Here is a 24,401-nt window from a genome sequence, read left to right on the forward strand (position 1 = left end):
GGCGGACCTGTCCGCGTGCGACGTTTCGCCGGGTCCTACCCTTGAGGGTGCTTCGCCGACGCAGCCGGACACACTGGAACACTAAGGACCGCCCCCATGGCTCCCACGCCGGATTTCGAGTACAGCGACCTCCTCCCCCTGGGCGCTGACCCGACCCCGTACCGCAAGCTGACCTCCGAGGGTGTCTCCACCTTCGAGGCCGGCGGTCGCACCTTCCTCCAGGTCGAGCCCGAGGCCCTGCGACTGCTCACCGCCGAGGCGATGCACGACATCTCGCACTACCTCCGCCCGGCCCACCTCGCCCAGCTGCGCCGCATCCTGGACGACCCGGAGGCCAGCCCCAACGACCGCTTCGTCGCGCTGGACCTGCTGAAGAACGTCAACATCTCGGCCGGCGGCATCCTGCCGATGTGCCAGGACACCGGCACCGCGATCGTCATGGGCAAGCGCGGCCAGAACGTGCTGACGCAGGGCGGCGACGAGGCCGCCGTCGCGCGGGGCGTGTACGACGCGTACACCAAGCTGAACCTGCGCTACTCCCAGATGGCCCCGGTCACCATGTGGGACGAGAAGAACACCGGCAACAACCTTCCGGCGCAGATCGAGCTGTACGCGACCGACGGCGACGCCTACAAGTTCCTCTTCATGGCCAAGGGCGGCGGCTCGGCCAACAAGTCGTACCTGTACCAGGAGACCAAGGCCATCCTGAACGAGGCGAGCATGCTCTCGTTCCTGGAGCAGAAGATCCGCTCCCTCGGCACCGCCGCCTGCCCGCCGTACCACCTGGCGATCGTGATCGGCGGCACCAGCGCCGAGTTCGCGCTGAAGACCGCCAAGTACGCCTCCGCGCACTACCTGGACAACCTGCCGACCGAGGGCAACGCGAAGACCGGGCACGGCTTCCGGGACCTCGAGCTGGAGGCCAAGGTCACCGAGCTCACCCAGAAGATCGGCATCGGCGCGCAGTTCGGCGGCAAGTACTTCTGCCACGACGTGCGCGTCGTCCGCCTGCCGCGCCACGGGGCCTCGCTGCCGGTCGCGATGGCCGTCTCCTGCTCCGCCGACCGCCAGGCCCTGGGCAAGATCACCGCCGAGGGCGTCTTCCTGGAGCAGCTGGAGACCGACCCGGCGAAGTACCTGCCGGACACCACGGACGAGCATCTGCTGGTCAGCGGCTCCGCCGGGGGCGCCGACGACGCGGTCCGCATCGACCTCGACCAGCCGATGTCCTCGATCCGCGCCGAGCTGTCCAAGTACCCGGTGAAGACCCGCCTTTCGCTCACCGGCACCCTGGTCGTCGCCCGCGACATCGCGCACGCCAAGATCAAGGAGCGCCTGGACGCCGGCGAGGGCATGCCCAAGTACCTCCAGGACCACCCGGTCTACTACGCCGGCCCCGCCAAGACCCCCGAGGGCTACGCCTCCGGCTCCTTCGGCCCCACCACCGCCGGCCGGATGGACTCCTACGTCGACCAGTTCCAGGCCGCCGGCGGCTCCATGGTCATGCTCGCCAAGGGCAACCGCAGCAAGCAGGTCACCGACGCCTGCGCCGCGCACGGCGGCTTCTACCTCGGCTCCATCGGCGGCCCCGCGGCCCGCCTCGCCCAGGACTGCATCAAGAAGGTCGAGGTCCTGGAGTACGCCGAGCTCGGCATGGAGGCCGTCTGGCGCATCGAGGTCGAGGACTTCCCGGCCTTCATCGTGGTCGACGACAAGGGCAACGACTTCTTCCGCGAGACCACGGAGGGCCCGCTCATCACCAGCCTGCGGGTGCGGTCCAAGGAGTAGTCCCCGCTCCGTTCCGACACCTGCCGCCCCGGTCGCCCGCCCGCGACCGGGGCGGTTCCGCCGGGCCGGCCGATTCGGCCGGCCACTGGCACCCGTACCCGGCCAGACGCCGGCCGTCGGTCTCACGCGTCGAAGTCGTACTCCAGGACGTAGGAGGCGGCGTCGAGGGTCATCTCGTTCAGCTCGACGACCTGGCCCTCGTCGGCGAAGGCCGTCCGGCAGATGAGGATGACCGGCGTGCCCGCCGAGAGCTCCAGCCGGGTGCTCTCCTCGGCACTGGGCATCCGGGAGCGGACCTCCTCACGGAAGTGCACCGGCTTGGCGCCGATCTCCGCCAGACGCGCGTAGGTACCGCCCGGGCCGGTGTCCTCGCGGGTGATGGCCGTCCCCGCGACCAGGCCGGCCGGCAGGTAGGACGTCGACAGCAGCACCGGCTTGCCGTCCAGCACGAACCGTCGGTGGCGCACGCACATCGGCGCGCCCGGGTCGACCCCCAGCACCCGTGCCACGTGGTCCGGCGCGCCCTGCTCGGTGACCGAGACCTGGTCCACGAGCAGCGACCGGTTGTCGATGTCCGCCGACCATATCGACCGGCCGGACCCCCACTGCCCCTGCGCGAGCCGCTGGATCCCGCGCCGCCGCAGCGGCCGGAAGTCCCGGACGAACACCCCGGCGCCCCGGCGCGCCTCCGCGATGCCCTCGCTCTGCAGGACGCCGAGCGCCTGACGAGCGGTCATGCGGGCGACGCCGTACGCGTCCATGAGGTCGTTCTCACCGGGCAGGCGGTCGCCGGCGCGGTACTCGCCGGCGTCGATGGCCGCCTTGAGCGTGTCGGCGATCCGCTGGTACTTGGGCTGTTTCTCGCCACTGCTGCCGACCATCGCTCTCTCCCTCTTCCTCGCCAGAAATCGTAGGCGCGCCAGCGGCCGCCAGTCAGCCGATAGGCCGGTATGACCGGAGCCCGTTGACATCTCTAGAGATATTAGCTTCTCTAGAGATGCTGGGTAGTCGCCGAGCAGAACACACGCACCGACAGCGACCAGGGCCGGCGCCACCACCGCCGCGCCCGTGCCAGAGCAAGGAGCACTGCGGTGAGCACCCGTAAGCGCAACGCCGCGGCCTACCGGCCGCATACAGGTGAACTCGTCCTCGACGCCAGGACCGGCCGCACCGGCATCTACATGGACACCCTCGGCGGCGAGCTCTACCTGCGCCCCCCGGACGGCGGCCGCGAGTGGACCACCCGGCCCGACCAGGTCTCCCCGGCGCCCGCCGAGCCCCCCGCAGACCCCGCCGACCCCGACCCGGCCCCCGCCCGGGCCCCGGCTGCGGACGACCACGCCCGCCTGCACGCCCGGCTCGCCGCCCGCAACCGGGACTCCCGCCTCAACGAGAGCCAGGTGGCGTGACGCGGGGGCGGCTGTGGCGCCATGCCCGACGACCGCCGCTCCGCCCGCCAAGGGCAGAACCGGCAGGGACGACGACTCGGCCTGACCACCAGCCTTCCGACCCCCGAGGCCATTGGTGATCATTCGCCAGAATCCGGTCAACCGGATATCTCTGGGGATGAAGTCGATGTTTCTGACGAATCACGCCCGATTGACCGCGACCGCAAGCGGGAACTTCCCAGAACCGCGGCCACCCACGCGTACCGCCTGGAGCATACGAATTCCGGCGCCCGTCATCCGCGTATTGCGCGCGTGTGAGCCGTCTGAGGCGTGCCCGATCCATGGCGGCCCGAACAAGCACGAGGCCGTCCGGCCCGTCCCCGGACGAGCCGATGAGTCTCCCGCCCCAGCGGAGGTGCGGGGACAGCAGCCCGCCCCCCACCCCGCGTGGAGCGGGGGTGAGGGGCGGGCGCCGGTGTGGCCGGGACTACGGGTGGGCGTTGATCGCGCCGAGCGGGACGGTCTCGCCCGGCTTGCCGTCCGCGTGCTCGGGCTCGGTGACCTCGCCGCCGAAAAGCTCCTGCGGGTCCTCGTGCTTCTCGTCCGCGGGGACGATGTACCCGGCCACCTCACCCGCGGCCTCGGCGACAACCTGGGCGTCGGCCGTCTTCGTCGCCGCAGCCTCGGCGGTCTTCGTGTCGGCCGACGGGGTCGCGGCGTTGGTGGGCTCAATCTCGGCCATGGCTGGCTGCCTTTCAGGTCATCGGGATCTACTCGCGCCCGACCGACTCGACCTAGGCGCCGGGACAGTATCGTAGGAGCCGTTAAATGTCCTATAAACACCGCGACGCTGGTCCTGATCTCCGGCGTTTGCAGCCGTCCGCCTAAGCTGATGCGACCGCAGCGGGACCGCCGAACGCCTTGTACGTGCAAGGCACCGCCACAGGTCATCGGGGGAATTCATGGAGCCTCAGGAAACGCCGCACAGTTCAGCGCTGCGCTTCCGGGTGCTCGGTCCGGTGCAGGCATGGCGCGGCTCGCAGCCGCTCGCGCTGGGCTCCCCGCAGCAGCAAGCGGTGCTCACCTCGCTCCTGCTCCAGCAGGGCCGTCCGGTCGCGACACAGGATCTGGTCGACGGCCTCTGGGGGGACCGCCCCCCGCCACAGGCCATCGCCGCATTGCGCACCTACGTGTCCCGTCTCCGGGCGGTCATCGAACCGCATCGTGAGGTTCGCGCACCTGCGGAGATCCTCATTTCGGTGACAGACGGCTACGCCCTGCGAATCCCGCCCGAAGCGCTCGACCTCTCGGTCTTCGAGAACACGGTTTCGCAGGCCGCCACGGCCAGGACCGACGGCGAGCTGTTCGAGGCCCACCGTCTGTTGGTGTCCGCGCTGGACCTGTGGAGCGGCCGGGCCCTCGCCGGAATGCCGGGGCCCTATGCCGACACCCAGCGGGTCCGCCTGGCCGAGCGTCACGTCTCGGTGTGGGAGGAGTGCTGCGCCTCCGCCCTGGAGATCGGCCTGCACACCGAGGTCGTCTCCGAGCTGAGCTCGCTCACCGCCGAACATCCGCTCCGGGAGCGGCTTCGCGAACTGCTGATGCTCGCGCTCTACCGCTGTGGCCGCCAGGCCGAGGCGCTCGGCGTCTACACGGACACACGGAAGCTCCTGATCGATGAGCTCGGTGTCGAGCCCGGCGCCGGCCTCTCGGCCATGCACGCCCGGATCCTCGCCGGGGACCCCGCGCTGACGCCGCCCCTTCCCAAGCGGCCGCAGGCCCGGCACCAGGACGACGCCGCCGTGTCCGTCCCGGCCCCGGCACAGCTCCCGGCCGACGTCTCGGACTTCAGCGGACGAGCCGCGCTCGTCCATGAGTTGCGCGCCACCCTGTGCAGCGGGACAGGCCAGGCCGTCGTGGTCACCTCGCTGGCCGGCATCGGTGGCGTGGGCAAGACCACCCTGGCCGTGCACGTGGCACACAGCGTGCGGTCCGACTACCCGGATGGCCAGCTGTACGTCGACCTGCGGGGCGCCGGCGCGTCGCCTGCGGACCCCGCTGTCGTGCTCGGCGACTTCCTGCACGCCATGGGCGCGACCGAACTGCCTGATTCGCTGGAGCAGCGTGCCGCGCTCTACCGGTCCCTGCTGGCCGGCCGACGCATGCTGATCCTGCTGGACAACGCGCAGGACGCGGAGCAGCTGATGCCGCTGATCCCGGGCGTCTCCGGCTGCGCCGTGCTCGCCACCAGCCGCTCCCGGCTCGCCGGAATCCCGGGTGCCCACCTGGTCGACGTCGAGGAGATGACTCCGCGGGAGGCCCTGGCGCTCTTCTCCGCCATCGTGGGCGAACAGCGTGTTGCCGCCGAACCGGAAGCGGCACTGGCCGTCGTCACGTCCTGCGGCTTCCTTCCGCTCGCGGTCCGCATCGCAGCGGCACGACTCGCCAGCCGACCGAGATGGAGCGTCTCCGACCTCGCCCGGCGGTTAGCGGACCAACGGCGCCGGCTCGACGAGCTGCAGCTGGGCAATCTCGCGGTCGAGACGACCATCGGCCTCGGCTACGGCCAGCTCCGGCCCGACGAGGCCCGCGCGTTCCGTCTGCTCTCCGTCGTGGACACCCCGGATCTCCCGCTCGACGCGGTGGCCGCGCTCCTCGGGGAGGACCAGACGTACGCCGAGCACCTGGCGGAGTCGCTGGTCGAAGCGAACATGCTCGAATGCTTCACCCCTGGCCGCTACCGGTATCACGACCTGCTGCGGCTCTACGCCCAGCGGCAGAACGAGAAGTCGGCCGACGTGGCCGAGCAGGAGCGGGCCGTGCTCCGGCTGCTGGAGCACGTCCTGCCGACCATGCGCAATGCGGCCCAGGCCATCGAGCCGGACGACCAGTTGCCCGAGCCGCTCGACGGTCTGAAGACGCCCGGTCTCGCCCTGGCGACCGGCGCGACGGCTCAGCAGTGGCTGCGCACCGAGGTCGGCATGATGCTCAGCACGGTGGAGGCCGCCGTCAACGGGCCGTCCAGGCTTCTGCGGCCCGCTCTCGACCTGCTGATTGCGCTCAACAGCATCGTCGAGGACCCGACGCACGGCCCGCGCACGCGCCGCCTGCTGGAGACCGCCAACTCCAACGCCAGGTCGCACGGCGACACCCAGGCCCTGGCCCGGGTCCATTTCGCCCTGGGGACGCTGGAGTACTTCGCCAACAACTTCCAGGGCGCCGAGCACTCTCTGCGGGCGAGTCTGGATCTGCAGGGTGCGAACGACGTCTCCGTGCTGCGTTCGATGGTGGCCAACATCCTCGGAATCGTCCTCAGCGTCTCCAACCGCGCGTCCGAGGCCTTGCCGTTCTTCGAACAGGCCCTCGCGATCAGCCGGGTCATCGGCTTCCCCATCGGCGAGGCCAGGCTGCTCGGCAACATCGCCCGTGCCCAGCTCAACGCCGGTCAGAGTGAGGCCGCGGTCAGATCGGTGGAGGAAGCAGCGGTCACCGCCCGGCGTTCCGCCAACGGTCCCTGTCTCGCGGACACCCTCTACCAGCTTGGCGTGGTCCTGTCCTCGACCGGGTCACCGGCCGAGGCGGTGGAGCATCTGCGCGAGGCACACGCCCTCTACCAGTCCCAGCAGAACCGGCTGCGCGAGGGCTATGCGCTCGCCCGGCTGTCGGTGAGTCTGCTGGCGAGCGAGCGGATCGCCGAGGCGGCGGAGGCGGCAGGTGTGTCGCTGGCCATCGCCCAGGAAATCGACGGGGCCTACTGCCAGGGCCTCGCCAATGCCGCGCTGGGCGAGGCGTTGCTCGGCCTCGCCCAGCCGGCCCGTGGCCTCGCGTGTCTGCAGGAGGCCCACGCGATCTTCACGCGGCTCGGTGTGCCGGAGGCCTCCCCCGTGGCGGACCTCATCTCCCAGCAGCACACCGAGCCCCTCTCTCCCCCCGCGCCGTAGACCTCCGCCACTCCCCCGTGTCCCCCGCGGAGTCTCCCCCGTCAGCGTTGGTGCCCCCGCAGCCCCCCGGCTGCGGGAGCACCCTCAACGCTTCCCCGGCGCTGGATTCCACTGTGCACCGGACCGATTGACGTTCGATAAACGTCGGCTTGTCGGCGCCGGGAGGCGGAAAACCCCAGGTCAGACGCATGGAGCCGACGCGCCGTGCGGCGCGCGGACGCCGGCCGCACCACCCCGGGCCGCGACCCCGTGCTTCCGCAACCCGGGTCACAGCGCCCAACTGTCACGAGTTGGCCGGAAACGGACCCCACGGCGGAGTGATCACGCATATTCTCAGATGCCAGTACACACGAGTGCACTTGTCCGGTCGAGCATCCGGAAACGGCAGCGCGGCGGCGCTCCCACGGTGCAGAGTGTCTCTGTGCAGCGTGTCTGAGTGCAGTCAGTGTGACGCGGGGAGCGTGACGTACCGCCACCGGCAGCGGGCCGGCGAGGCAGCACGGGCGCCGGGACGAACGGCGGCCCGGCCTCGTACGCCGAGTACAGCCGACCGGAGGCCCGGGTGGAAAGGTGCCTCTCAATCGTGACGACCGGACAGATATCCGACCCGTTCCCCCTCGACGAGGACGCGGACGGCGGGGACGAGCCCGACGTCCTTCGCCGCCGTGCCGAGCGCGCCCTGCAGGCCGTCGCCTTCGACACCATCGGCGCCGGGTACGGCGAGGCGTTCCCGGCCAAGGGCGGGCAGCTCGCCTGCGGGCGCCGGCTGCTGGCGCAGCTCGAACCGGGTGCCGCCGTGCTGGACGTCGGCTGCGGCACCGGTGACCCGACCGTCCGGCAGCTGACCACCGCCGGGATGCGCGTCACCGGCGTGGACCTCTCGGACGTGATGCTGACACTGGCCCGCGAGGGGGCCCGCCGCGGGCCGCTCGCGCCGTACGCCCCCGTCTTCCACCGCATCGACATGTACGACCTGGCCACCGACCGGGCGGGCCAGGCCTGGAACCTCCCCGCGCTCGGCCCCGGCGGGCGGGGCGGTTTCGCCGCCGTCACCGCCTTCTTCTCCCTCATCCTGCTCCCCCAGGACGAGATCCCCGTCGTGCTCGCCCGGCTGCGCGAGCTCCTGCGGCCCGACGGGCTGCTGGCGCTCGGCATGGTCGAGGCCGACCTGGATCACGTTCCACTCCCGTTCCTCGGACGGGAGCTGCGGATCAGCGGGTATCTGAGGGAGGATCTGGAACGGGTTCTGGTGGAGGCCGGGTTCGCCGTCGAGGATCGGTCGGGGTACTCCTACGCTCCGGCCAGCACCTCGCTGCCGCCGGAGGAGCAACTGTTCCTGTGCTGTCGACGCGTCGGCTGAGACCAGTTCACCCCGGAAAGACCAGCTCCCCACACCACTCCCCAGGACAGGCAGCCGTGCGCGACCAGCTCAAACCCGAGGCCGGACAGCCGCCTGCCCTTCCGGGCCAGCGCCGTCCGCCGCCTCTTCCGGCCGGCGAGGTCGCCGAGCGCCTCACCTACATCGACTCCGCCACCCGACGGATCAACAGCGCCCTCGACCTGGCCGCGACGCTGCGCAACATCTGCCGGGTGCTGGTACCGACCCTCGCCGACGCCGCCGTCGTCCACCTGCGCGACCCACTGCCCAACGTCGAGCGCGAGCCCGGGTTCCCCGACGAGCTGCGGATCCACCACAGCCTGGGCACGCGGCTGGGCCGCCGCGGCCGGCCCACCACCGGCGACGACCACCGCGGCTCGCGGCACGGCACCCGGTACGGGTCGCGCTCCACGGCCGACACCGGGCCGGCCACCCCGGTCACCCGCGGCGGCGCGCTCGCACACATCCTGCTCAGCCGGCGCCCCGCCGAGGCCGCCGTCCTCGGCGCGGAGCGCGGGCCCGACGGGCCCGCCGACCGCGCCACCGAGCGGACCACCGAGCTGCTGCGCGAGCTGTACGGCGCCCGCGGGCTGGCCCGCCTCGGCGCGGGAAGCTCCGTACTCGCCCTGCCGCTGCGCGGGCGCAAGGCCGTCCTGGGCCTGCTGGTGCTGATCCGGCGGCCGCCCGAGAAGACCGGCCGCCCCGGCTTCGACCCCGCCGACACCGCGACCGCCGCCCACCTCGCCACCCAGGCCGGCCTGGCCGTCGACACCGCCCTGCGGTACGCCCGCGAGTGGGAGATAGCCAACGAACTCCAGCGCAGCATGCTGCCGTTGCGCCTCCCCCAGTCGCACGGCGTCCGGCTCTCCCAGCGCTACCTGCCCGGCGAGCGCGGCGCCCAGGTCGGCGGCGACTGGTACGACGCGGTACCGCTGCCCGGCAACCGGGTGGCGCTGATCGTCGGCGACGTGATGGGCCACTCGCTCACCTCGGCCGCCATCATGGGCCAACTCCGCACCAGCGCCCAGACCCTGGCCGCCCTCGACCTGCCGCCGCACGAGGTGCTGTACCACCTGGACGAGCAGGCCCAGCGGCTCGGCCGCGAACAGCACCTGGCCACCTGCGTGTACGCGGTCTACGACCCGATCGCCAACCGGGTGGTGCTCGCCAACGCCGGGCACGTGCCGCCGGTGCTGGTCCGGCCGGACGGCACCGCCGAGCTGCTGGAACTGGACTCGGGCGCGCCGATCGGCGTCGGCGGGGTCGACTTCTCCTCCGTCGAGCTTCCCGCGCCGCCCGGCTCCGCGCTGCTGCTCTTCACCGACGGCCTGGTGGAGACCCGCAGCCGCCCGCTCAGCGACGGGCTGGAACTGCTCCGCGCCCGGCTCGCCAGCGCGCACCCGCAGGCCCCCGAGCAGCTCTGCCAGGAGGCGCTGCGGATCCTGCCGCCGGGCGACCGCGGCGACGACATCGCGCTGCTCGCCGCCTGCTTCGACGACATCCCGGCCGGGGACGTCGCGCACTGGTACCTCCAGCCGCGCAACGAGACCCCGGGGCGGGCGCGCCGGCTGGCCGCCCACACGCTGCGCCGCTGGGGGCTCGAAGAGCTCAGCGAGGCAACCGAGTTGATGGTCAGCGAGCTGGTCACCAACGCCGTCCAGCACGCCACCCGGCCGGTCACCCTGAGCCTGGTCCGCACCACCCGGCTGCGCTGCGAGGTCGGGGACGACAGCCCGCTGCTGCCGCGGCCGCGCCGGACCGGGCCGGAGGACGAACGCGGGCGCGGGCTGCAGATAGTGGCCCGCTGCGCCGAGCGCTGGGGCGCCACCCGGCTGGGCACGGGCAAGGTGGTGTGGTTCGAGCAACGGCTGCCCTGAGGGCGGCGGGTGCCGTGGCCGGCGCGGGTGCCGTGAGTACAGCGGCCGTCGTGACGGGCGCGGCCGCCGTGGCTTGGTTTGGCGTGGCGTGGCGTCGCATGGAACAACCGCCGAGGCGCGACGCGACCACGGCTCCCGGCGAGGCCGCCGGGAGCCGTGGTCGTGAGGTGAGGCGGTGGCGCGCCGGGGTCAGACCCGCTCGGGCACCTTCGTGGGGTCGGCGGGCTCCGACAGCCGGGCCATCAGCTGCTCGCCCTCCATGTCCACCCGCGGCACCACCTTCTCCAGGCTCTTCGGGAACCACCAGGCCGCCCGGCCGAACAGCGCCATCGCGGCAGGCACCAGCGCCATCCGCACCACGAAGGCGTCGACCAGTACGCCCACCGCCAGCGCGAAGCCGATGGGCTGCACGATCGGGTCGTGGCCGAAGACGAAGCTGCCGAACACCGACACCATGATCAGCGCCGCCGCCGTGACCACCCGCGCGCCGTTCTTCACCCCGGCGACCACCGCGTCCCGCGGCGCCATGCCGTGCGCGTGGTGCTCCTTCATCCCGGAGACCAGGAAGAGCTCGTAGTCCATCGCCAGCCCGAACAGCACCCCGATCAGCAGGATCGGCACGAAGCTCACCACCGGGCCGACCTTGGGCACGTCGATCACCCCGTCCAGCCAGCCCCACTGGTAGACGGCGACCACGGCGCCGAGCGAGGCGGTGATGCTGAGCAGGAAGCCGGCCACGGCCTTCAGCGGCACCAGGATCGAGCGGAAGGCCAGCGCCAGCAGCACCACCGCGATGCCGACGATCACCGCGACGAACGGCGGCAGCGCGTCGCCGAGCTTGGCGGAGACGTCGATGTTGGCGGCCGTGGTGCCGGTGACGTCGATCCGCGCGCCGGTCGCAGCCTGCAGTCCGTCGCGCTGGTCGCGGATCTCGTTGACCAGCCGCTCGGTGTCGGCGTGGTCCGGGCCGGTCTGCGGGATGACGGTCAGCAGCGTCGTCCGGCTGGGCTGGTCGACGGCCGGGGGCAGCAGCGTCTGCACGCCCTTCAGCGCGGACAGCCTCTCCGCCACACCCTGCACCGCCTGCTCCGGCCGCTCGGCGCCCTTCGCGTCGACGACCACCACCAGCGGCGCGTTGAAGCCGGGGCCGAAGCCGCCGCTGATCAGGTCGTACGCCTTGCGGGCGTCGGTGCCGGCGGCCTGCGAGCCGCCGCCGGGCAGTCCCAGGCTGAGGCTCGCCGCGGGCACCGCGAGGGCGATCAGTGCGGTCAGGCCGGCGAGCAGCACGGCCAGCGGGCGGCGCACCACGAAGGTCGCCCAGCGCTCGCCCAGGGTCGGCCGGTCGGAGGGCTTGGGCGCCCGTCGCCGGACCGGCAGCCGGTCGATGGCGCGGCCGGCGAAGCCGAGCAGTGCGGGCAGCAGGGTGACCGCGACGAGCACCGCCACCACGACGGCGCCCGAGGCGGCCAGGCCCATCACGGTCAGGAACGGCACGTCGGCGACGGCGAGCCCGGCCAGGGCGACCACCACGGTCAGGCCGGCGAAGACCACCGCGCTGCCGGCCGTCGCGTTGGCGCGGGCGGCGGCCTCGCCCGGCTCCAGCCCCTCGGCGAGGTGGCGGCGGTGGCGGGAGAGGATGAACAGCGCGTAGTCGATTCCGACGGCCAGGCCGACCATCAGCGCCAGCACCGGCGCGGTGCTGATGATCTCGAACGAGCCGGAGAGCGCCAGCAGCCCGGCCATCGCCACGCCGATGCCGACCAGGGCGGTCAGCAGCGGCAGCCCGGCGGCGACCAGCGAGCCCAGGGTGATCACCAGCACCACCCCGGCCACCGCGAGCCCGACCGCCTCGCCGCCGTCGACCTGCGCCATCTTGTTGTACGCGTCGCCGCCGAAGGCCACCGTCAGCCCGGCCGCGCGGGCCGGTTCGGCGGCCGCCTTCACCGCGTCGCGCTGCTGCTCGGTGATGTCGCCGAGCTTGCGGTCGAAGGAGACCAGCGCGATCGCGACCTTGCCGTCCGGTGAGACCGCTCCGGTGGCGTAGGGGTCGGGCGCGGCGGAGACACCGGGGGCGGTGGCGATCCGGCCGACCGCCTCGGTGACGGCCTTGGCCGCCTCCGGTGCGGCGACGCCGCCGGGGCCGGGGGCCGCGAACACCACCTGAGCGGAGCCGTGGCCCTGCGCGGGGAAGGTGTCCTTGATCCGGTCCAGGGTGCTCTGCGCCTCGGTGCCCGGCACCTTGAACTCGTCGCTGGTCTTGCCGGCGAACGCCCCGGCGGCTCCGCCGACCGCGATCAGCACCGCGATCCAGACGGCCAGCACGGCCCGCCTTCGCCGGAAGCAGTAGCGGCCCAGTCGGTAGAGGTATGTGGCCATGGGTGACCCCTCGGTCTGATCGGTCGGGCAGGCAGGTGCCTGAACAGGTCCCGGCCCACGGTACGCGCAAGTTGTTCACCTGACAAAGTCGACCGACAGGAGCGAGCGACCAATTCGGCCGACCAGGTTGCTTGACCATGGCGATACCCTGGCTCAATGGCCCATGTCCCCGCCTCCGAACGACGCCCGCAGCTGATCCGGGCCGCGATCGACCTCATGACCCGCGAGGGCGTCGCCGCCGGCAGCACCCGGGCCATCGCGGCCGAGCTGGGCGTCGCGCAGGCGACGGTGCACTACACCTTCGGCACCAAGAAGGACCTCTACCGGGCCGTGGTCGAGCAGCTGATGGCCGACTTCATCGACCAGGTGCACGCCGCCTCCCCGGGCGGCGGACCGTTCGGGGAACAGGTGCGGACGCTGGTGCACGCGCTCTGGACCAGCACCGTCGCCGAACCGGGCCGGTGCATCCTGCTGGCCGAGGTCGAGACGCTGGCGATGCGCGACCCGGAGCTGAGGGAGATCATCCGCGGACTCCAGGCCGAGACCGAGCGGATCGCGGCGGACATGCTCACCGCCCTCGCCGATGCGCACGGCCTGACGCTGGCCCTGCCCGCGCACGACATCGCCATCCAGTTCCTGGCGGGCTTCGACGGCCTGTGCGGCCGCCATCTGGTCTTCCGGCCCGACCACGCGGAGCCCGACGAGGAGGCGCTGCGGGCCCTGGACCTGCTGGTCGCCGGTACGGTCGGCCTCTGCCTGGGCGCGCCGGCCCGGACCGGCTGACGCCGCCGGCTACTCGACGATGCGGACCGGCAGCTCCGCCAGCACCTCGCGCAGCGAGGCGGCGAACCGGTCGTACTCGGCGCTGCGGGCCGAGCCCGGCCGGGTGGCGAGCCCGATCCGGCGGCCGGGCGCGGGCGCGGCGAAGCGGACGGCGGCCAGCCGGTCGGTGCGGCCCGCCTCGACGTCCAGCGCGGTGGCGGGCAGCAGGGTGACGCCGAGACCCCCGGCGACCAGCTGGACCAGGGTGGAGAGGCCGGCCGCCCGGGTGGTGGAGCCGCCCGCGTCGGCGCCGACCTCGCGGCAGATGTCGAGGGCCTGGTCACGCAGGCAGTGGCCCTCCTCCAGCAGCAGCACGTCCAGGTCGAGCAGCACGTCCCGCGGGACGCCGGTCCGCCCGGCGAGCGGGTGGTCGGGCGCGGTGACCAGGACGAAGTCCTCGTCGAACAGCGGGATGTCCCGGGTCGGCGAGCCCCCGCCGGCCGGCAGCGCGAGCAGCAGGACGTCGAGCCGCCCGCCGGCCAGCCCCTCCAGCAGCGAGGGCGTGCGCTCCTCGTGGACGTGCAGCTCCAGATCCGGATACCGGTCGCGGACCAGCCGCAGTACGTCGGGCAGCAGGTACGGGGCGACGGTCGGGATGACGCCCAGGTGCAGCGGCCCGGTGAACGGCCGGCGGGCGGCCTCGACCTCCTCGGTGAGCGCCTGCACGGAGGCGAGCACCCGGCGCGCATGGTCGAGCACGCGCTCCCCCAGCGGGGTGATAATCACCTTCCGCGTCGTACGCTCGACCAGCTGCGCGCCCAACGACTCCTCCAGCGCCGCGACCGCACCCGACAGGGCGGGCTGACTGGTCCCGCTGGCCGCCGCCGCCTCCCGGAAGTGCCTGTGCTCGGCCACCGCGACGAAAGCCCTGAGCTGGGCGACCGTCGGCGGCCGGGGGCTGCGGACTGTGGCGCTTGCCACAGGCGTCTCGGGTTTGCGGGCGGCGGGCCTGCGGTTCGTGGGGCGAGAGGGAGGCATGGGGGTATTGATAGGTCTCTCCGATCAGACACATCGAGTCTAGCTATTTCCCTGATCAGTCCACGATGTGGAATCGTGGGACGTGTCCGCAATCCGGACAAACTCCCCTCAGTCTCACTTCAGGAGAAGCGAACGTGCTCACGATCGGTGACAAGTTCCCCGAGTTCGAACTCAACGCCTGCGTCGACCTGGACGCCGCGAACGCCTTCGCCGAGATCAACCACAAGTCCTACGAGGGCAAGTGGAAGATCGTCTTCTTCTGGCCGATGGACTTCACCTTCGTCTGCCCGACCGAGATCGCCGCGTTCGGCAAGCTGAACGAGGAGTTCGCCGACCGCGACGCCCAGATCCTCGGCGTCTCCGGCGACTCCGAGTTCGTGCACCACGCCTGGCGCAAGGACCACAAGGACCTGCGCGACCTGCCGTTCCCGATGCTGGCCGACGTCAAGCACGACCTGATGCGCGCCTGCGGCGTCGAGGCCGCCGACGGCACCGCCCAGCGCGCGGTGTTCATCGTCGACCCGAACAACGAGATCCAGTTCGTCATGGTGACCGCCGGCTCCGTCGGCCGTAACCCCAAGGAGGTCCTGCGGGTGCTCGACGCCCTGCAGACCGACGAGCTGTGCCCGTGCAACTGGACCAAGGGCGAGGACACCCTCGACGCCCAGGCCCTGCTGGCGGGCTGACCATCATGGCTCTCGACGACCTGAAGTCCGCCCTCCCGGACTACGCCAAGGACCTCAAGCTCAACCTGAGCGCGGTCATCGGCAACTCCGACCTCCCCGCCCAGCAGCTCTGGGGCACCGTGCTCTCCTGCGCGATGGCCACCCGCAGCGCCGCCGTGCTGCGCGAGCTGGAGCCCGAGGCCAAGGCCAACCTCTCCCCGGAGGCGTACAACGCCGCCAAGGGCGCGGCCGCGATCATGGGGATGAACAACGTCTACTACCGGACCACGCACCTGCTCTCCGACAAGGAGTACAGCAGCATGCGGGCCGGCCTGCGGATGAACATCATCGGCACTCCGGGCGTCGAGAAGATCGACTTCGAGCTCTGGTGCTTCGCGGTCTCCGCCATCAACGGCTGCGGCCAGTGCCTCGACTCGCACGAGGCCGTGCTCCGCAAGGCCGGCGTCGAGCGCGAGGTCATCCAGACCTCGATCAAGATCGCCGCCGTCCTCCAGGCCGTCGCCGGCGTCCTCGACTCCGAGGCCGCCCTGGCCGCCGTCACCGTCTGACGGCCAACGCCGCACCCAGCGGGCCCCTGCCGGACCGACCGTCCGGCGGGGGCCCGTCGGCGTTTCGCGCCGGAACCGCACCGGCGCCGACCGGCGGACGGGCGTGCCCGCCCGCCGCTGGGCCCGGGCCGTGAAGGCCTCCCCGGCCGGTCAGGCGGCGCTGGTGGGCGCCGTCGTCGCGCCGCCCTTCGCCGGCCTCTTCACCGCCGGCACCTTCCGCTAGGGCTTGCCGGCGGCGGCCTGGGCCGGCGCCTCCGGGTGGCCCGCCCGGGCGACGGCGGCTTCGCGGGCGGCTTCGAGAGCGGTGAAGACGGCCTGGCCGGCCTCGTTGCGGCGGCGCAGGTGGGTGACCACGGTGTTGGTGACCGCGATCAGCGGGACGGCCACGATGGCGCCGCCGATGCCGCCGATGATCGAGCCGGCGGCCACGCCGAGGACCACGCCCAGCGGGTGGACGCGGACGGCCCGGCCGAGGATGAGCGGCTGGAGGATGTGGCCCTCGAGCTGCTGGACGGCGACCAGCACCACCAGCACCATCAGCGCGGTCCACGGCGAGGTGGTGACCAGCGCGATCAGCACCGCGACCGTCCCGGTGACCAGCGCGCCGACCAGCGGGACGAAGGCCCCCAGGAAGATGATCACCGCGAGCGGCAGCGCCATCGGCACGCCGAGCAGCTGGATGCCGATGCCGATGCAGACCGCGTCGATGAAGGCCACGCAGACGGTGCCCCGGACGTACGCGGTGAGGGTCGCCCAGGCCTTCGGTCCGGCGCCGGCCATCGCGTAGCGGGAGTGCCGGGGCAGACCGCGCAGCGCCCAGCTCCAGATCCGCTCGCCGTCGTAGAGGAGGAAGAAGGTGGTGAAGAAGGCGAGCAGGACGGTGGTGAGCACCTCGACCGCGATCTGCGCGCCGGTGAGGCCGACCGAGGTGATCTGATCGGTGTTGGTGCTGATCGCCTTGGTGATCTGGTCGGCGAAGTCCTTGATCTGCTGCTCGGTCAGGTGCAGCGGACCGGTGATCAGCCAGTCCCGGAGGGTGGCGACACCGTCCTGGACCTTGCTGGTCACGTCGGACAGGTTGGTGGTCACCTGCCAGACCACGAACCAGCCGACCAGCCCGATCCCGGCCAGGCCGCTCATGAACACGCCGCCGGCGGCCAGCGAGCGCGGTACGCCGTGCCGGCGCAGCCAGGAGACGCTGGGCTCCAGCAGCGCGGAGATCAGCAGCGAGGCCAGAGCGGCGAACGCGACCAGCCGCAGCATGTCGACGACCATGAAGACGACGTAGAGCGCGGCGCCGAGCAGCAGCAGCCGCCAGGTCGACTCGGCGGCCACCCGCAAGCCCCACGGCACGGCCTCGGCGGGAGTGGCGGGACGTCCGGGGTGGAGTTCGCGCCCGAACGCGCCGTGGGTGGGCACCGGTGCGGGGGTGGGTGCGGCCGGCGCCGCGGGGGCGGCCTGGGCCGAGGGCGCGGCCTCCTCGCGGGGTGCCGGCCGAGCGGCCGGAACCGCGGCCGGTGCCGGCAGCGGCACCACCTCGACCGGCGGCTCGTGGAAGTCGGCCGCGATCGCGGCACGCCGGCGCCGTTCGATCACGGCGACCGCGCTCGCCACCACGGCCGCGCCCTTGGCCATGGCCTTGAAGGCCTTCCCGCCCCGCGCCATTCTCGCTACCACCGCTCCCCCGCTGGGCCGCCGTGCCCGGCGGTACGCCGTGTACCGCCACGGCCGTCAGGAATGAAACTACCCGCCCGGTGCCCGGCGAGTCCGGCGGGCGGGTGGGTTGGCCGCGATCGGTACCGGGGCGAACGGCCGGACGGGCCGCGTACCTCGGCGCCATACCAGGACAAAACCTCCTAATCCGGGGTGTTTCAGGCGCCGGGCAGCGGGGAGGACTCCGGACGAGAACCGGAGCCATCCGTCAGCGGACCGGCAGGTGCAGGAAGCAACCAGGACCCCTTCCCGCGCCCCGCGTCCGCACCCAGGACCGCACCGCCCGCGAGCGCACTGGTCAGCGCAGCCCGGGCGGCGCGGCCCGCCCCCCGGGCCGGTCCGGCCGGCATGGGAACGCGACGCAGCCCCCGGCCGCGAGTCGAGCGGTCGGGGGCTGCGTCGGACAGCGGTTTCGGTACCGGCTCTTCTTAGTACCAGTGGTGCGACTGCCAGAACGACCAGGCGCCACAGGGGCTGCCGTAGCGGCTGTTCATGTAGTCCAGGCCCCACTTGATCTGCGTCGCCGGGTTGGTGCGCCAGTCGGCGCCCGCCGAGGACATCTTGGAGCCGGGCAGCGCCTGGACGAGGCCGTAGGCGCCGGAGCTCTTGTTGGTGGCGGTGTAGTCCCAGCCGCTCTCGCGCTTCACGATCTGGCTGAAGCACTGGAACTGCGCGTCACTGCCGACGATCTGCTGGGCGAGCGCCTGGACCGAACCGGGGCTGACCGAGACCGGCGGAGCCGACGTGTCGGTGGCGGCCATCGCCGAGCGGGCCTTGGAGCGGTTGGCGGCGGCCTCGTCGGCCTTCCGCTTCTCCTCGGCCGCCTTGGCGGCCTTGTCCGCGTCGGCCTTGGCCTGCGCGTCGGCCTTGGCCTGGGCGTCGGCGGCGGCCTTCTGGCGCGCGGCTTCCTCGGCGGCCTTCTGCTCCGCAGCGGCCTTGGCGGCGGCGTCGGCAGCGGCCTGCTGGGCGGAGGCCTGGGTGCCGATGTTGTCGCTGATGGTCTGCGCCTGGGCGCCAGAGGGGACTTCGGCAAGCAGGGTCGCGCCGGCGACATCGACCGTCTGCGTCGTCTTGCCCTCGCTGCCCGAGGCCATACCCACGACGGCACCGACAGCGGTGACGGCGGTGGCGGAGGCCACAGCAACTCCCCGGACCGAGATCCGAGTCACATGGTTTCCTTCCAGCATCGCCCACGCGTGACCGTGCGGACGCAACATGCCCCTTGGCACTGCCCTCCGTACGGTGATGGTCACGGGAGGTACTGACCCGGCGCCGGCCGACGTGAGGCGACCAGGCGTTGAGATCGGGCGGCGTACGACTCATCGGTGTTCAATTGTGCGTCCACCCACCGGAGTTGGCGGACCGTCCGGACGGGGCCACCGGTTGCCCGGAAGCCCTGTCATGCCGTACGCGGGGCCTGACAGAACCCTCACCATGCCGCACCGGGCACTGTCGACGCAATTCCCTGTTGCGTGGCGCATCTCACATTCACCGCACCGGAGTTCTCCGGACAGAAAGCACTCGATGTGATGAAAGGGGCGGGGGCCCGCCCCATCAGGAGCGGGCCCCACGCCCGGAATTGACCGTATTGTCCGACTATGACCCTGCGAGGGGGATCACGGGTGGATGTCCTCCAGCATCTCCGTGACCAGCGCCGCGATCGGCGAACGCTCGGAACGCGTGAGCGTGATGTGCGCGAACAGCGGATGCCCCTTCAGCTTCTCCACCACCGCCACCACACCGTCGTACCGGCCGACCCGGAGGTTGTCCCGCTGCGCCACGTCGTGGGTGAGCACCACCCGCGAGCCCTGGCCGATCCGGGACAGCACCGTCAGCAGGACGTTGCGCTCCAGCGACTGCGCCTCGTCCACGATCACGAAGGCGTCGTGCAGCGAACGCCCGCGGATGTGGGTCAGCGGCAGGACCTCCAGCATGCCCCGGGAGATGACCTCCTCGATCACGTCCGGGGTGGTGACGGCGGAGAGGGTGTCGAAGACCGCCTGCGCCCAGGGGCTCATCTTCTCCGACTCGGAGCCCGGCAGATAGCCGAGCTCCTGGCCGCCGACCGCGTACAGCGGCCGGAAGACCATCACCTTGCGATGCTGCCTCCGCTCCAGCACCGCCTCCAGCCCGGCACAGAGGGCGAGCGCGGACTTGCCGGTGCCGGCCCGGCCGCCCATCGAGACGATGCCCACCTCCGGATCGAGCAGGAGGTCCAGCGCGACCCGCTGCTCGGCGCTGCGCCCGCGCAGGCCGAACGCCTCGCGCTCCCCGCGCACCAGCCGGACCCTGCCGTCGCCGGTCACCCGGCCCAACGCGCGGCCGCGCTCGGAGCTGAGCATCAGTCCGGTGTGGACGGGCAGCTCGGCGGCCCCCTCGATGTCCACCGCGGCGTCATGGCCGGCCGCGAACAGCGCGTCCACGTCGTCGGCCGGGACGTGCAGCTCGGACATGCCCGTCCACCCCGAGGTGACCGCCAGCTCGGCCCGGTACTCCTCGGCGAGCAGGCCGACCGAACTGGCCTTGATCCGCAGCGGGAGGTCCTTGGAGACGACGGTGACGTCGTACCCCTCGGCCTGCAGGTTGCGGGCGACCGCCAGGATCCGGGCGTCCGCCTCGCCGCCGCCGGCCCGGTAGCCGACCGGCAGTATCGACAGGTCGGAGTGGTTGAGCTCGACCCGGATGGTGCCGCCGAGCTCGCCGACCGGGATCGGCTCGTCGAGCCGGCCGAAGCGGATCCGGTAGTCGTCGAGCAGTCGCAGCGCCTGGCGGGCGAAGTAGCCCAGCTCCGGGTGGTGCCGCTTGGCCTCCAGCTCGGTGACCACGACCACCGGCAGGACGACCTCGTGCTCCTCGAAGCGGGTCATGGCGAGCGGGTCCGCCAGGAGCACGCTGGTGTCGAGAACGTACGTGCGCCGGTCTGGTGTCCGGCGGCTCTTGGAACTGACCACTAGGCCTCCAGGGCGGATGACCCTGCGTCATCCGCGGCAAGCCGGCCCCCGCTGCCCCGGTGGCCTCGGGGCCGGTCTGACGGGAGTATTCCCAGGCGAGGGGCGGTGCATTCGCGTCCCCGGCGAACTGACGGATCATTGCCGGTGAACGTTTGGCCTCGCCCCGGGCCCGGGTAGGCCAGCTCCTACGGGGCGGTCGCCCGCGGCTCGGTCCGGTGACTCCCCACGGCGCCCCGCAGCTCGGCCCGGCGGCGCCCCGCCCGCGACTCCCCCCGGGAGTCCCGCAGGGTCAGAGCCCCATCCGCCGGTGCCGTTCCTCGTACGCGCGCAGCGCCCGCAGGAAGTCGACCTTGCGGAAGGCCGGCCAGTACGCCTCGCAGAAGTAGAACTCGCTGTGCGCGCTCTGCCAGAGCAGGAAGCCCGACAGCCGCTGCTCGCCCGAGGTGCGGATGACGAGGTCCGGGTCGGGCTGGCCCTTGGTGTAGAGGTGCTCGGCGATGTGCTCGACGTCGAGGATCTCGGCCAGCTCCTCGATCGAGGTGCCGCGCCCGGCGTGCTCCTGGAGCAGCGAGCGGACGGCGTCGGCGATCTCGTGCCGGCCGCCGTAGCCGACCGCCACGTTGACGGTGATCCCCTCGATCCCGGCGGTCTCCTCGGCGGCCCTCTTGAGCACGTCCGCGGTGTGCTGGGGCAGCAGGTCCAGCGCGCCGACCGGGTTGACCTTCCAGCGGCGGGCGGCGGCCAGGCCGGTGACGGCGTCCTCGATGATGCCGAGCAGCGGGACCAGTTCGTCGGCGGGCCGGGAGAGGTTGTCGGTGGAGAGCATCCAGAGCGTGACGACCTTGACGTGCGTCTCGTCGCACCAGCCGAGGAACTCGCTGATCTTGTCGGCGCCGCGCTGGTGGCCGTAGGCGGTGGAGCCGCCGGTCGCCTTGGCCCAGCGGCGGTTGCCGTCGAGGATCACGCCGATGTGGTGCGGGGTGCGGGCGAGGTGGACCTCGACCCGGCGCCCGTAGAGGCCGTACATACCGTCCAGCAGGGTGCGCAGACCCGGCGTGCGTTCGACGACATCGCGCAGACCCATGGCTTTCGGCCCCTCCGTAACTCTTCACCGGGGTACGTCACAACCCCCGGCGCAGCCTACTCCCGCGCGGACGCGGTGGGTAAAGCCGCAGGTAGCGGTCCGGTCACGGTCCTGTGCGGAGTCTGTTGCGACCGGTGTGGCGGGGGTGGCCGGAAGGCGCCCACCGGCACACCGCACAGCCGCCGGGGCGACGGCTACGGAACGGTATCCGATTCCTTAAGGAATCCGTAAGCCGACGATCGATGCTTGACGACCAGCAATGGTCTAGTCCAGCTTTTGACCCAGGGCGGAACAGGCACCGAATCCCCGCCCCACCCGAGGCAGTACTGCGGACCTCCCCTCCCCCACACGCGGCCGCCGCGCCCCCCACCGCGGCGGCCGCTCCTCCCCCAGGAGCACACCTCCATGGCCCGTACGCTGAACCAGCCCGCGCACAAGCGCCGGCGCAGCACCCTTCCGGCCCTCGCCGCCGGCGCCACCGCCCTCGCCCTGGCCGGCAGCGGCCTGGCCCTCTTCGCCGGCGGCGCCAGCGCGGCCGCCGGGAACCTGGTCGCCAACGGCGGCTTCGACTCCGGCTCGCTGAGCGGCTGGTCGTGCACCGGCGCCGCGACCACCGTCTCCACCCCGGTCCACTCCGGCACCGGCGCGCTCCAGGCCACTCCGGGCGCCGCGGACACCGCCGAGTGCACCCAGACCGTCAGCGTGCTGCCCAACACCGGCTACAGCCTGAGCGCCTGGGTCCAGGGCCCGTACGTCTACCTCGGTGCGCGCGGCACCGGCGGCACCGACCCGAGCAGCTGGTCCAACCAGAACAGCTGGAACCAGCTCTCCTCCACCTTCACCACCGGTGCCAACGTCACCAGCATCACGCTGTACGTGCACGGCTGGTACGGCCAGAGCGCCTACCTCGCGGACGACGTCGTGCTGAACGGCCCGGGCGGCACCTCCACCCCGAGCCCGACTGCGACGCCCACCGCGACCGCCACCGCCTCGGCGACCGCGACCGCCACCCCCACGGCGACCGCCACCCCGACCCAGACCGCGACGCCCACCCCCACGGCCACCGCGACCAGCACCCCGCCGCCGGCCACCGGTCTGCCCAAGCATGTGGTCACCGGCTACTGGCACAACTTCGACAACGGCGCGACCGTCCAGAAGCTCGGCGACGTCCAGAGCGCGTACGACATCATCGCGGTCTCCTTCGCCGACGCCGTGCCCACCAAGGCCGGCGCGATCAGCTTCACCCTCGACCCGGCGCTCTCCAAGGCCCTCGGCGGCTACACCGACGCGCAGTTCCGCGCCGACGTGAACGCCAAGCGGGCGGCCGGCAAGAAGGTCATCCTCTCCATCGGCGGCCAGAACGGCGCGATCACCGTCAACGACGCCACCGCCGCGGCCGCGTTCGTGGACAGCGCCTACGGGATCATCAAGGACTACGGCTTCGACGGCATCGACGTCGACCTGGAGAACGGCGTCAACGCGACCTACCTCGCCAACGCGCTGCACAGCCTGCAGGCCAAGGTCGGCCCGGACTTCATCCTGACGATGGCCCCGGAGACCATCGGGATGTACAGCACCGCCGGCGCCTACTTCCAGCTGGCGCTCAACACCAAGGACATCCTGACCGTCGTCAACACCCAGTTCTACAACTCGGGCGGCATGAACGGCTGCGACGGCAAGGTCTACAACCAGGGCACGATCGACTTCATCACCTCGCAGGTCTGCACCCACATCCAGGGCGGTCTGCGGCCCGACCAGGTCGGCATCGGCGTCCCGGCCTCCAGCAAGGCGGCGGGCGGCGGCTACGTCTCGCCGACCGTGGTGAACAACGCGCTGGACTGCCTGGCCACCGGCAAGAACTGCGGCAGCTTCGTCCCGCCGGCCAAGTGGCCCACCATCCGCGGCGCGATGACCTGGTCCACCAACTGGGACGCCAACAACGGGAACGCGTTCTCCAACGCGGTCGGCCCGTTCGTCCACCAGATGCCGTAACCGGCGGGGTCCGTCGCTGACGGACCCACGGCGCGCCGCTCCTTGAGGGTGGGGCCCGCGCGCCGCCGACGGGCCCGTCGTACCTGACCGGTACGGCGGGCCCGTCCGCTTCCCCGCACGCTTCCTGCCGGTCCTACCGGTCCTACCGGAGAAGTACTGCGGCCAGCGTGCCGAGCAGCAGGAAGGGCCCCATCGGCAGGTCCAGGCCGCGCACCGGCCGCCGCCGGACCAGGGCGGCCACGGCCCGGGCGATCGCCCAGAGCCCGGCCAGGAACGCGGCCGAGAACAGCCCGGTGAAGGCCGCTGACCAGCCGTACCGGCCGAGCAGCGCGCCGAGACCGAGTGCCAGGACGGTGTCCCCGGCGCCCATCAGGCCGAACCAGCCGGGCAGTTCGAAGAGTGCGGCGGCGGCCAGCCCCACCAGCAGGCAGCGCAGCAGCACGCCGGGGCGGCCGTCCACGAGCTCCAGCACCACCAGCAGCAACGTCAGTCCGGCCGCCAGCGTCCAGCTCAGCGGGTACGGCAGCCGGCGCACCCGGGCGTCGGTGAAGCCGAGCACCACACCGGGCCCGGCCGCCCAGAGCAGCAGCAGGGCGTCGCCCGGGTGGGCCGCACTCAACGCGGCCGCGGCCGACGCCGCGGTCACCGCCTCGACCAGCCAGGACTGCGGGCCCAGCCGCTCCCGGCAGCCCGGGCAGCGCCCGGTCGGCGGCAGGCCGCGCAGCTCCCGGGCGCAGAACGGGCAGGCGGTGCACCACGGTTGGCCCTCGGGCACGGCGTACCGCACCACCAGCCCGCGCAGCGCCGGTGCCACCAGCAGACCGGCCAGCACCGCACCGAGTACCGTGACGGCCACGGTGCCCCCTCTCGCTCACCGCC

General features: G+C 72.3%; 19 protein-coding genes. 10 read left to right on the forward strand and 9 right to left on the reverse strand.

What is annotated here, in order from left to right; translation table 11 throughout:
* The first annotated feature begins 96 nt into the window (after positions 1-96).
* Positions 97-1,788: a fumarate hydratase gene (locus tag ACZ3YO_RS09715; protein WP_465546062.1), complete on the forward strand. Its 1,692-nt coding sequence runs from the start codon at positions 97-99 to the stop codon at positions 1,786-1,788.
* A 122-nt stretch (positions 1,789-1,910) separates the two neighbouring features.
* Here ACZ3YO_RS09715 and ACZ3YO_RS09720 read toward each other — a convergent pair whose 3' ends face one another.
* A complete protein-coding gene (locus ACZ3YO_RS09720; protein WP_465567052.1) occupies positions 1,911-2,669 on the reverse strand; it encodes a GntR family transcriptional regulator in 759 nt (252 codons plus the stop codon).
* Positions 2,670-2,879: 210 nt separating this feature from the next.
* Here ACZ3YO_RS09720 and ACZ3YO_RS09725 point away from each other — a divergent pair, with 210 nt between their 5' ends.
* Together ACZ3YO_RS09725 and ACZ3YO_RS09730 are read left to right on the forward strand one after the other, a co-directional pair.
* The gene (locus ACZ3YO_RS09725; protein ID WP_465567054.1) at positions 2,880-3,197 is read left to right on the forward strand and encodes a hypothetical protein; all 318 of its coding nucleotides are present in this window, start codon (positions 2,880-2,882) and stop codon (positions 3,195-3,197) included.
* A 21-nt stretch (positions 3,198-3,218) separates the two neighbouring features.
* Positions 3,219-3,494 carry a hypothetical protein gene (locus tag ACZ3YO_RS09730; protein ID WP_465567057.1) on the forward strand — a complete coding sequence of 92 codons (276 nt, stop codon included), beginning with the start codon at positions 3,219-3,221 and terminating at the stop codon, positions 3,492-3,494.
* A 169-nt stretch (positions 3,495-3,663) separates the two neighbouring features.
* Here the strand turns inward: ACZ3YO_RS09730 and ACZ3YO_RS09735 are convergent, their stop codons facing one another.
* Positions 3,664-3,918: a hypothetical protein gene (locus ACZ3YO_RS09735; protein ID WP_465567059.1), complete on the reverse strand. Its 255-nt coding sequence runs from the start codon at positions 3,916-3,918 to the stop codon at positions 3,664-3,666.
* A 220-nt stretch (positions 3,919-4,138) separates the two neighbouring features.
* Here ACZ3YO_RS09735 and ACZ3YO_RS09740 point away from each other — a divergent pair, with 220 nt between their 5' ends.
* The 3 genes from ACZ3YO_RS09740 (at position 4,139) to ACZ3YO_RS09750 (ending at position 10,372) form a co-directional block, all read left to right on the forward strand.
* Complete coding sequence (locus ACZ3YO_RS09740; RefSeq protein ID WP_465567062.1) at positions 4,139-7,117, forward strand: AfsR/SARP family transcriptional regulator; 2,979 nt, start codon at positions 4,139-4,141, stop codon at positions 7,115-7,117.
* A 583-nt stretch (positions 7,118-7,700) separates the two neighbouring features.
* Positions 7,701-8,477, forward strand: coding sequence for a class I SAM-dependent methyltransferase (locus ACZ3YO_RS09745; RefSeq protein ID WP_465567065.1), 777 nt, complete (start codon positions 7,701-7,703; stop codon positions 8,475-8,477).
* A gap of 56 nt (positions 8,478-8,533) precedes the next feature.
* Positions 8,534-10,372, forward strand: coding sequence for a SpoIIE family protein phosphatase (locus ACZ3YO_RS09750; RefSeq protein WP_465567068.1), 1,839 nt, complete (start codon positions 8,534-8,536; stop codon positions 10,370-10,372).
* Between the two features lie 189 nt (positions 10,373-10,561).
* Here the strand turns inward: ACZ3YO_RS09750 and ACZ3YO_RS09755 are convergent, their stop codons facing one another.
* Complete coding sequence (locus ACZ3YO_RS09755) at positions 10,562-12,748, reverse strand: MMPL family transporter (protein ID WP_465567070.1); 2,187 nt, start codon at positions 12,746-12,748, stop codon at positions 10,562-10,564.
* A gap of 156 nt (positions 12,749-12,904) precedes the next feature.
* Here ACZ3YO_RS09755 and ACZ3YO_RS09760 point away from each other — a divergent pair, with 156 nt between their 5' ends.
* On the forward strand, positions 12,905-13,531 hold the full coding sequence (locus ACZ3YO_RS09760; RefSeq protein ID WP_465567073.1) for a TetR/AcrR family transcriptional regulator: 627 nt from the start codon (positions 12,905-12,907) through the stop codon (positions 13,529-13,531).
* A gap of 9 nt (positions 13,532-13,540) precedes the next feature.
* Here ACZ3YO_RS09760 and ACZ3YO_RS09765 read toward each other — a convergent pair whose 3' ends face one another.
* On the reverse strand, positions 13,541-14,491 hold the full coding sequence (locus ACZ3YO_RS09765; RefSeq protein WP_465567076.1) for a LysR substrate-binding domain-containing protein: 951 nt from the start codon (positions 14,489-14,491) through the stop codon (positions 13,541-13,543).
* Between the two features lie 191 nt (positions 14,492-14,682).
* Here ACZ3YO_RS09765 and ACZ3YO_RS09770 point away from each other — a divergent pair, with 191 nt between their 5' ends.
* Together ACZ3YO_RS09770 and ACZ3YO_RS09775 are read left to right on the forward strand one after the other, a co-directional pair.
* Entirely contained in the window at positions 14,683-15,234 is a 552-nt protein-coding gene (locus ACZ3YO_RS09770; protein ID WP_148643114.1) for a peroxiredoxin, read from the forward strand.
* 5 nt (positions 15,235-15,239) lie between these two features.
* A complete protein-coding gene (locus ACZ3YO_RS09775; protein WP_396320620.1) occupies positions 15,240-15,782 on the forward strand; it encodes an alkyl hydroperoxide reductase in 543 nt (180 codons plus the stop codon).
* 219 nt (positions 15,783-16,001) lie between these two features.
* Here ACZ3YO_RS09775 and ACZ3YO_RS09780 read toward each other — a convergent pair whose 3' ends face one another.
* From ACZ3YO_RS09780 to ACZ3YO_RS09795, 4 genes are all read right to left on the reverse strand, one after another.
* Positions 16,002-17,447 carry an AI-2E family transporter gene (locus tag ACZ3YO_RS09780; RefSeq protein ID WP_465567080.1) on the reverse strand — a complete coding sequence of 482 codons (1,446 nt, stop codon included), beginning with the start codon at positions 17,445-17,447 and terminating at the stop codon, positions 16,002-16,004.
* A gap of 476 nt (positions 17,448-17,923) precedes the next feature.
* Positions 17,924-18,664: an aggregation-promoting factor C-terminal-like domain-containing protein gene (locus ACZ3YO_RS09785; protein WP_465546039.1), complete on the reverse strand. Its 741-nt coding sequence runs from the start codon at positions 18,662-18,664 to the stop codon at positions 17,924-17,926.
* Positions 18,665-19,111: 447 nt separating this feature from the next.
* Positions 19,112-20,446, reverse strand: coding sequence for a PhoH family protein (locus ACZ3YO_RS09790; protein WP_465567084.1), 1,335 nt, complete (start codon positions 20,444-20,446; stop codon positions 19,112-19,114).
* A 289-nt stretch (positions 20,447-20,735) separates the two neighbouring features.
* Positions 20,736-21,530 (reverse strand): isoprenyl transferase, encoded by a 795-nt coding sequence (locus ACZ3YO_RS09795; RefSeq protein WP_209417189.1) that lies wholly within the window; start codon positions 21,528-21,530, stop codon positions 20,736-20,738.
* A 405-nt stretch (positions 21,531-21,935) separates the two neighbouring features.
* Here ACZ3YO_RS09795 and ACZ3YO_RS09800 point away from each other — a divergent pair, with 405 nt between their 5' ends.
* Entirely contained in the window at positions 21,936-23,522 is a 1,587-nt protein-coding gene (locus ACZ3YO_RS09800) for a chitinase (RefSeq protein WP_465567088.1), read from the forward strand.
* A 142-nt stretch (positions 23,523-23,664) separates the two neighbouring features.
* On the opposite strand, the gene ACZ3YO_RS09805 is transcribed toward ACZ3YO_RS09800, so the two are convergent.
* On the reverse strand, positions 23,665-24,378 hold the full coding sequence (locus ACZ3YO_RS09805) for an A24 family peptidase (RefSeq protein ID WP_465567091.1): 714 nt from the start codon (positions 24,376-24,378) through the stop codon (positions 23,665-23,667).
* Positions 24,379-24,401 lie beyond the last annotated feature (23 nt).

The sequence above is a fragment of the Kitasatospora sp. NPDC022785 genome, from assembly GCF_055561295.1.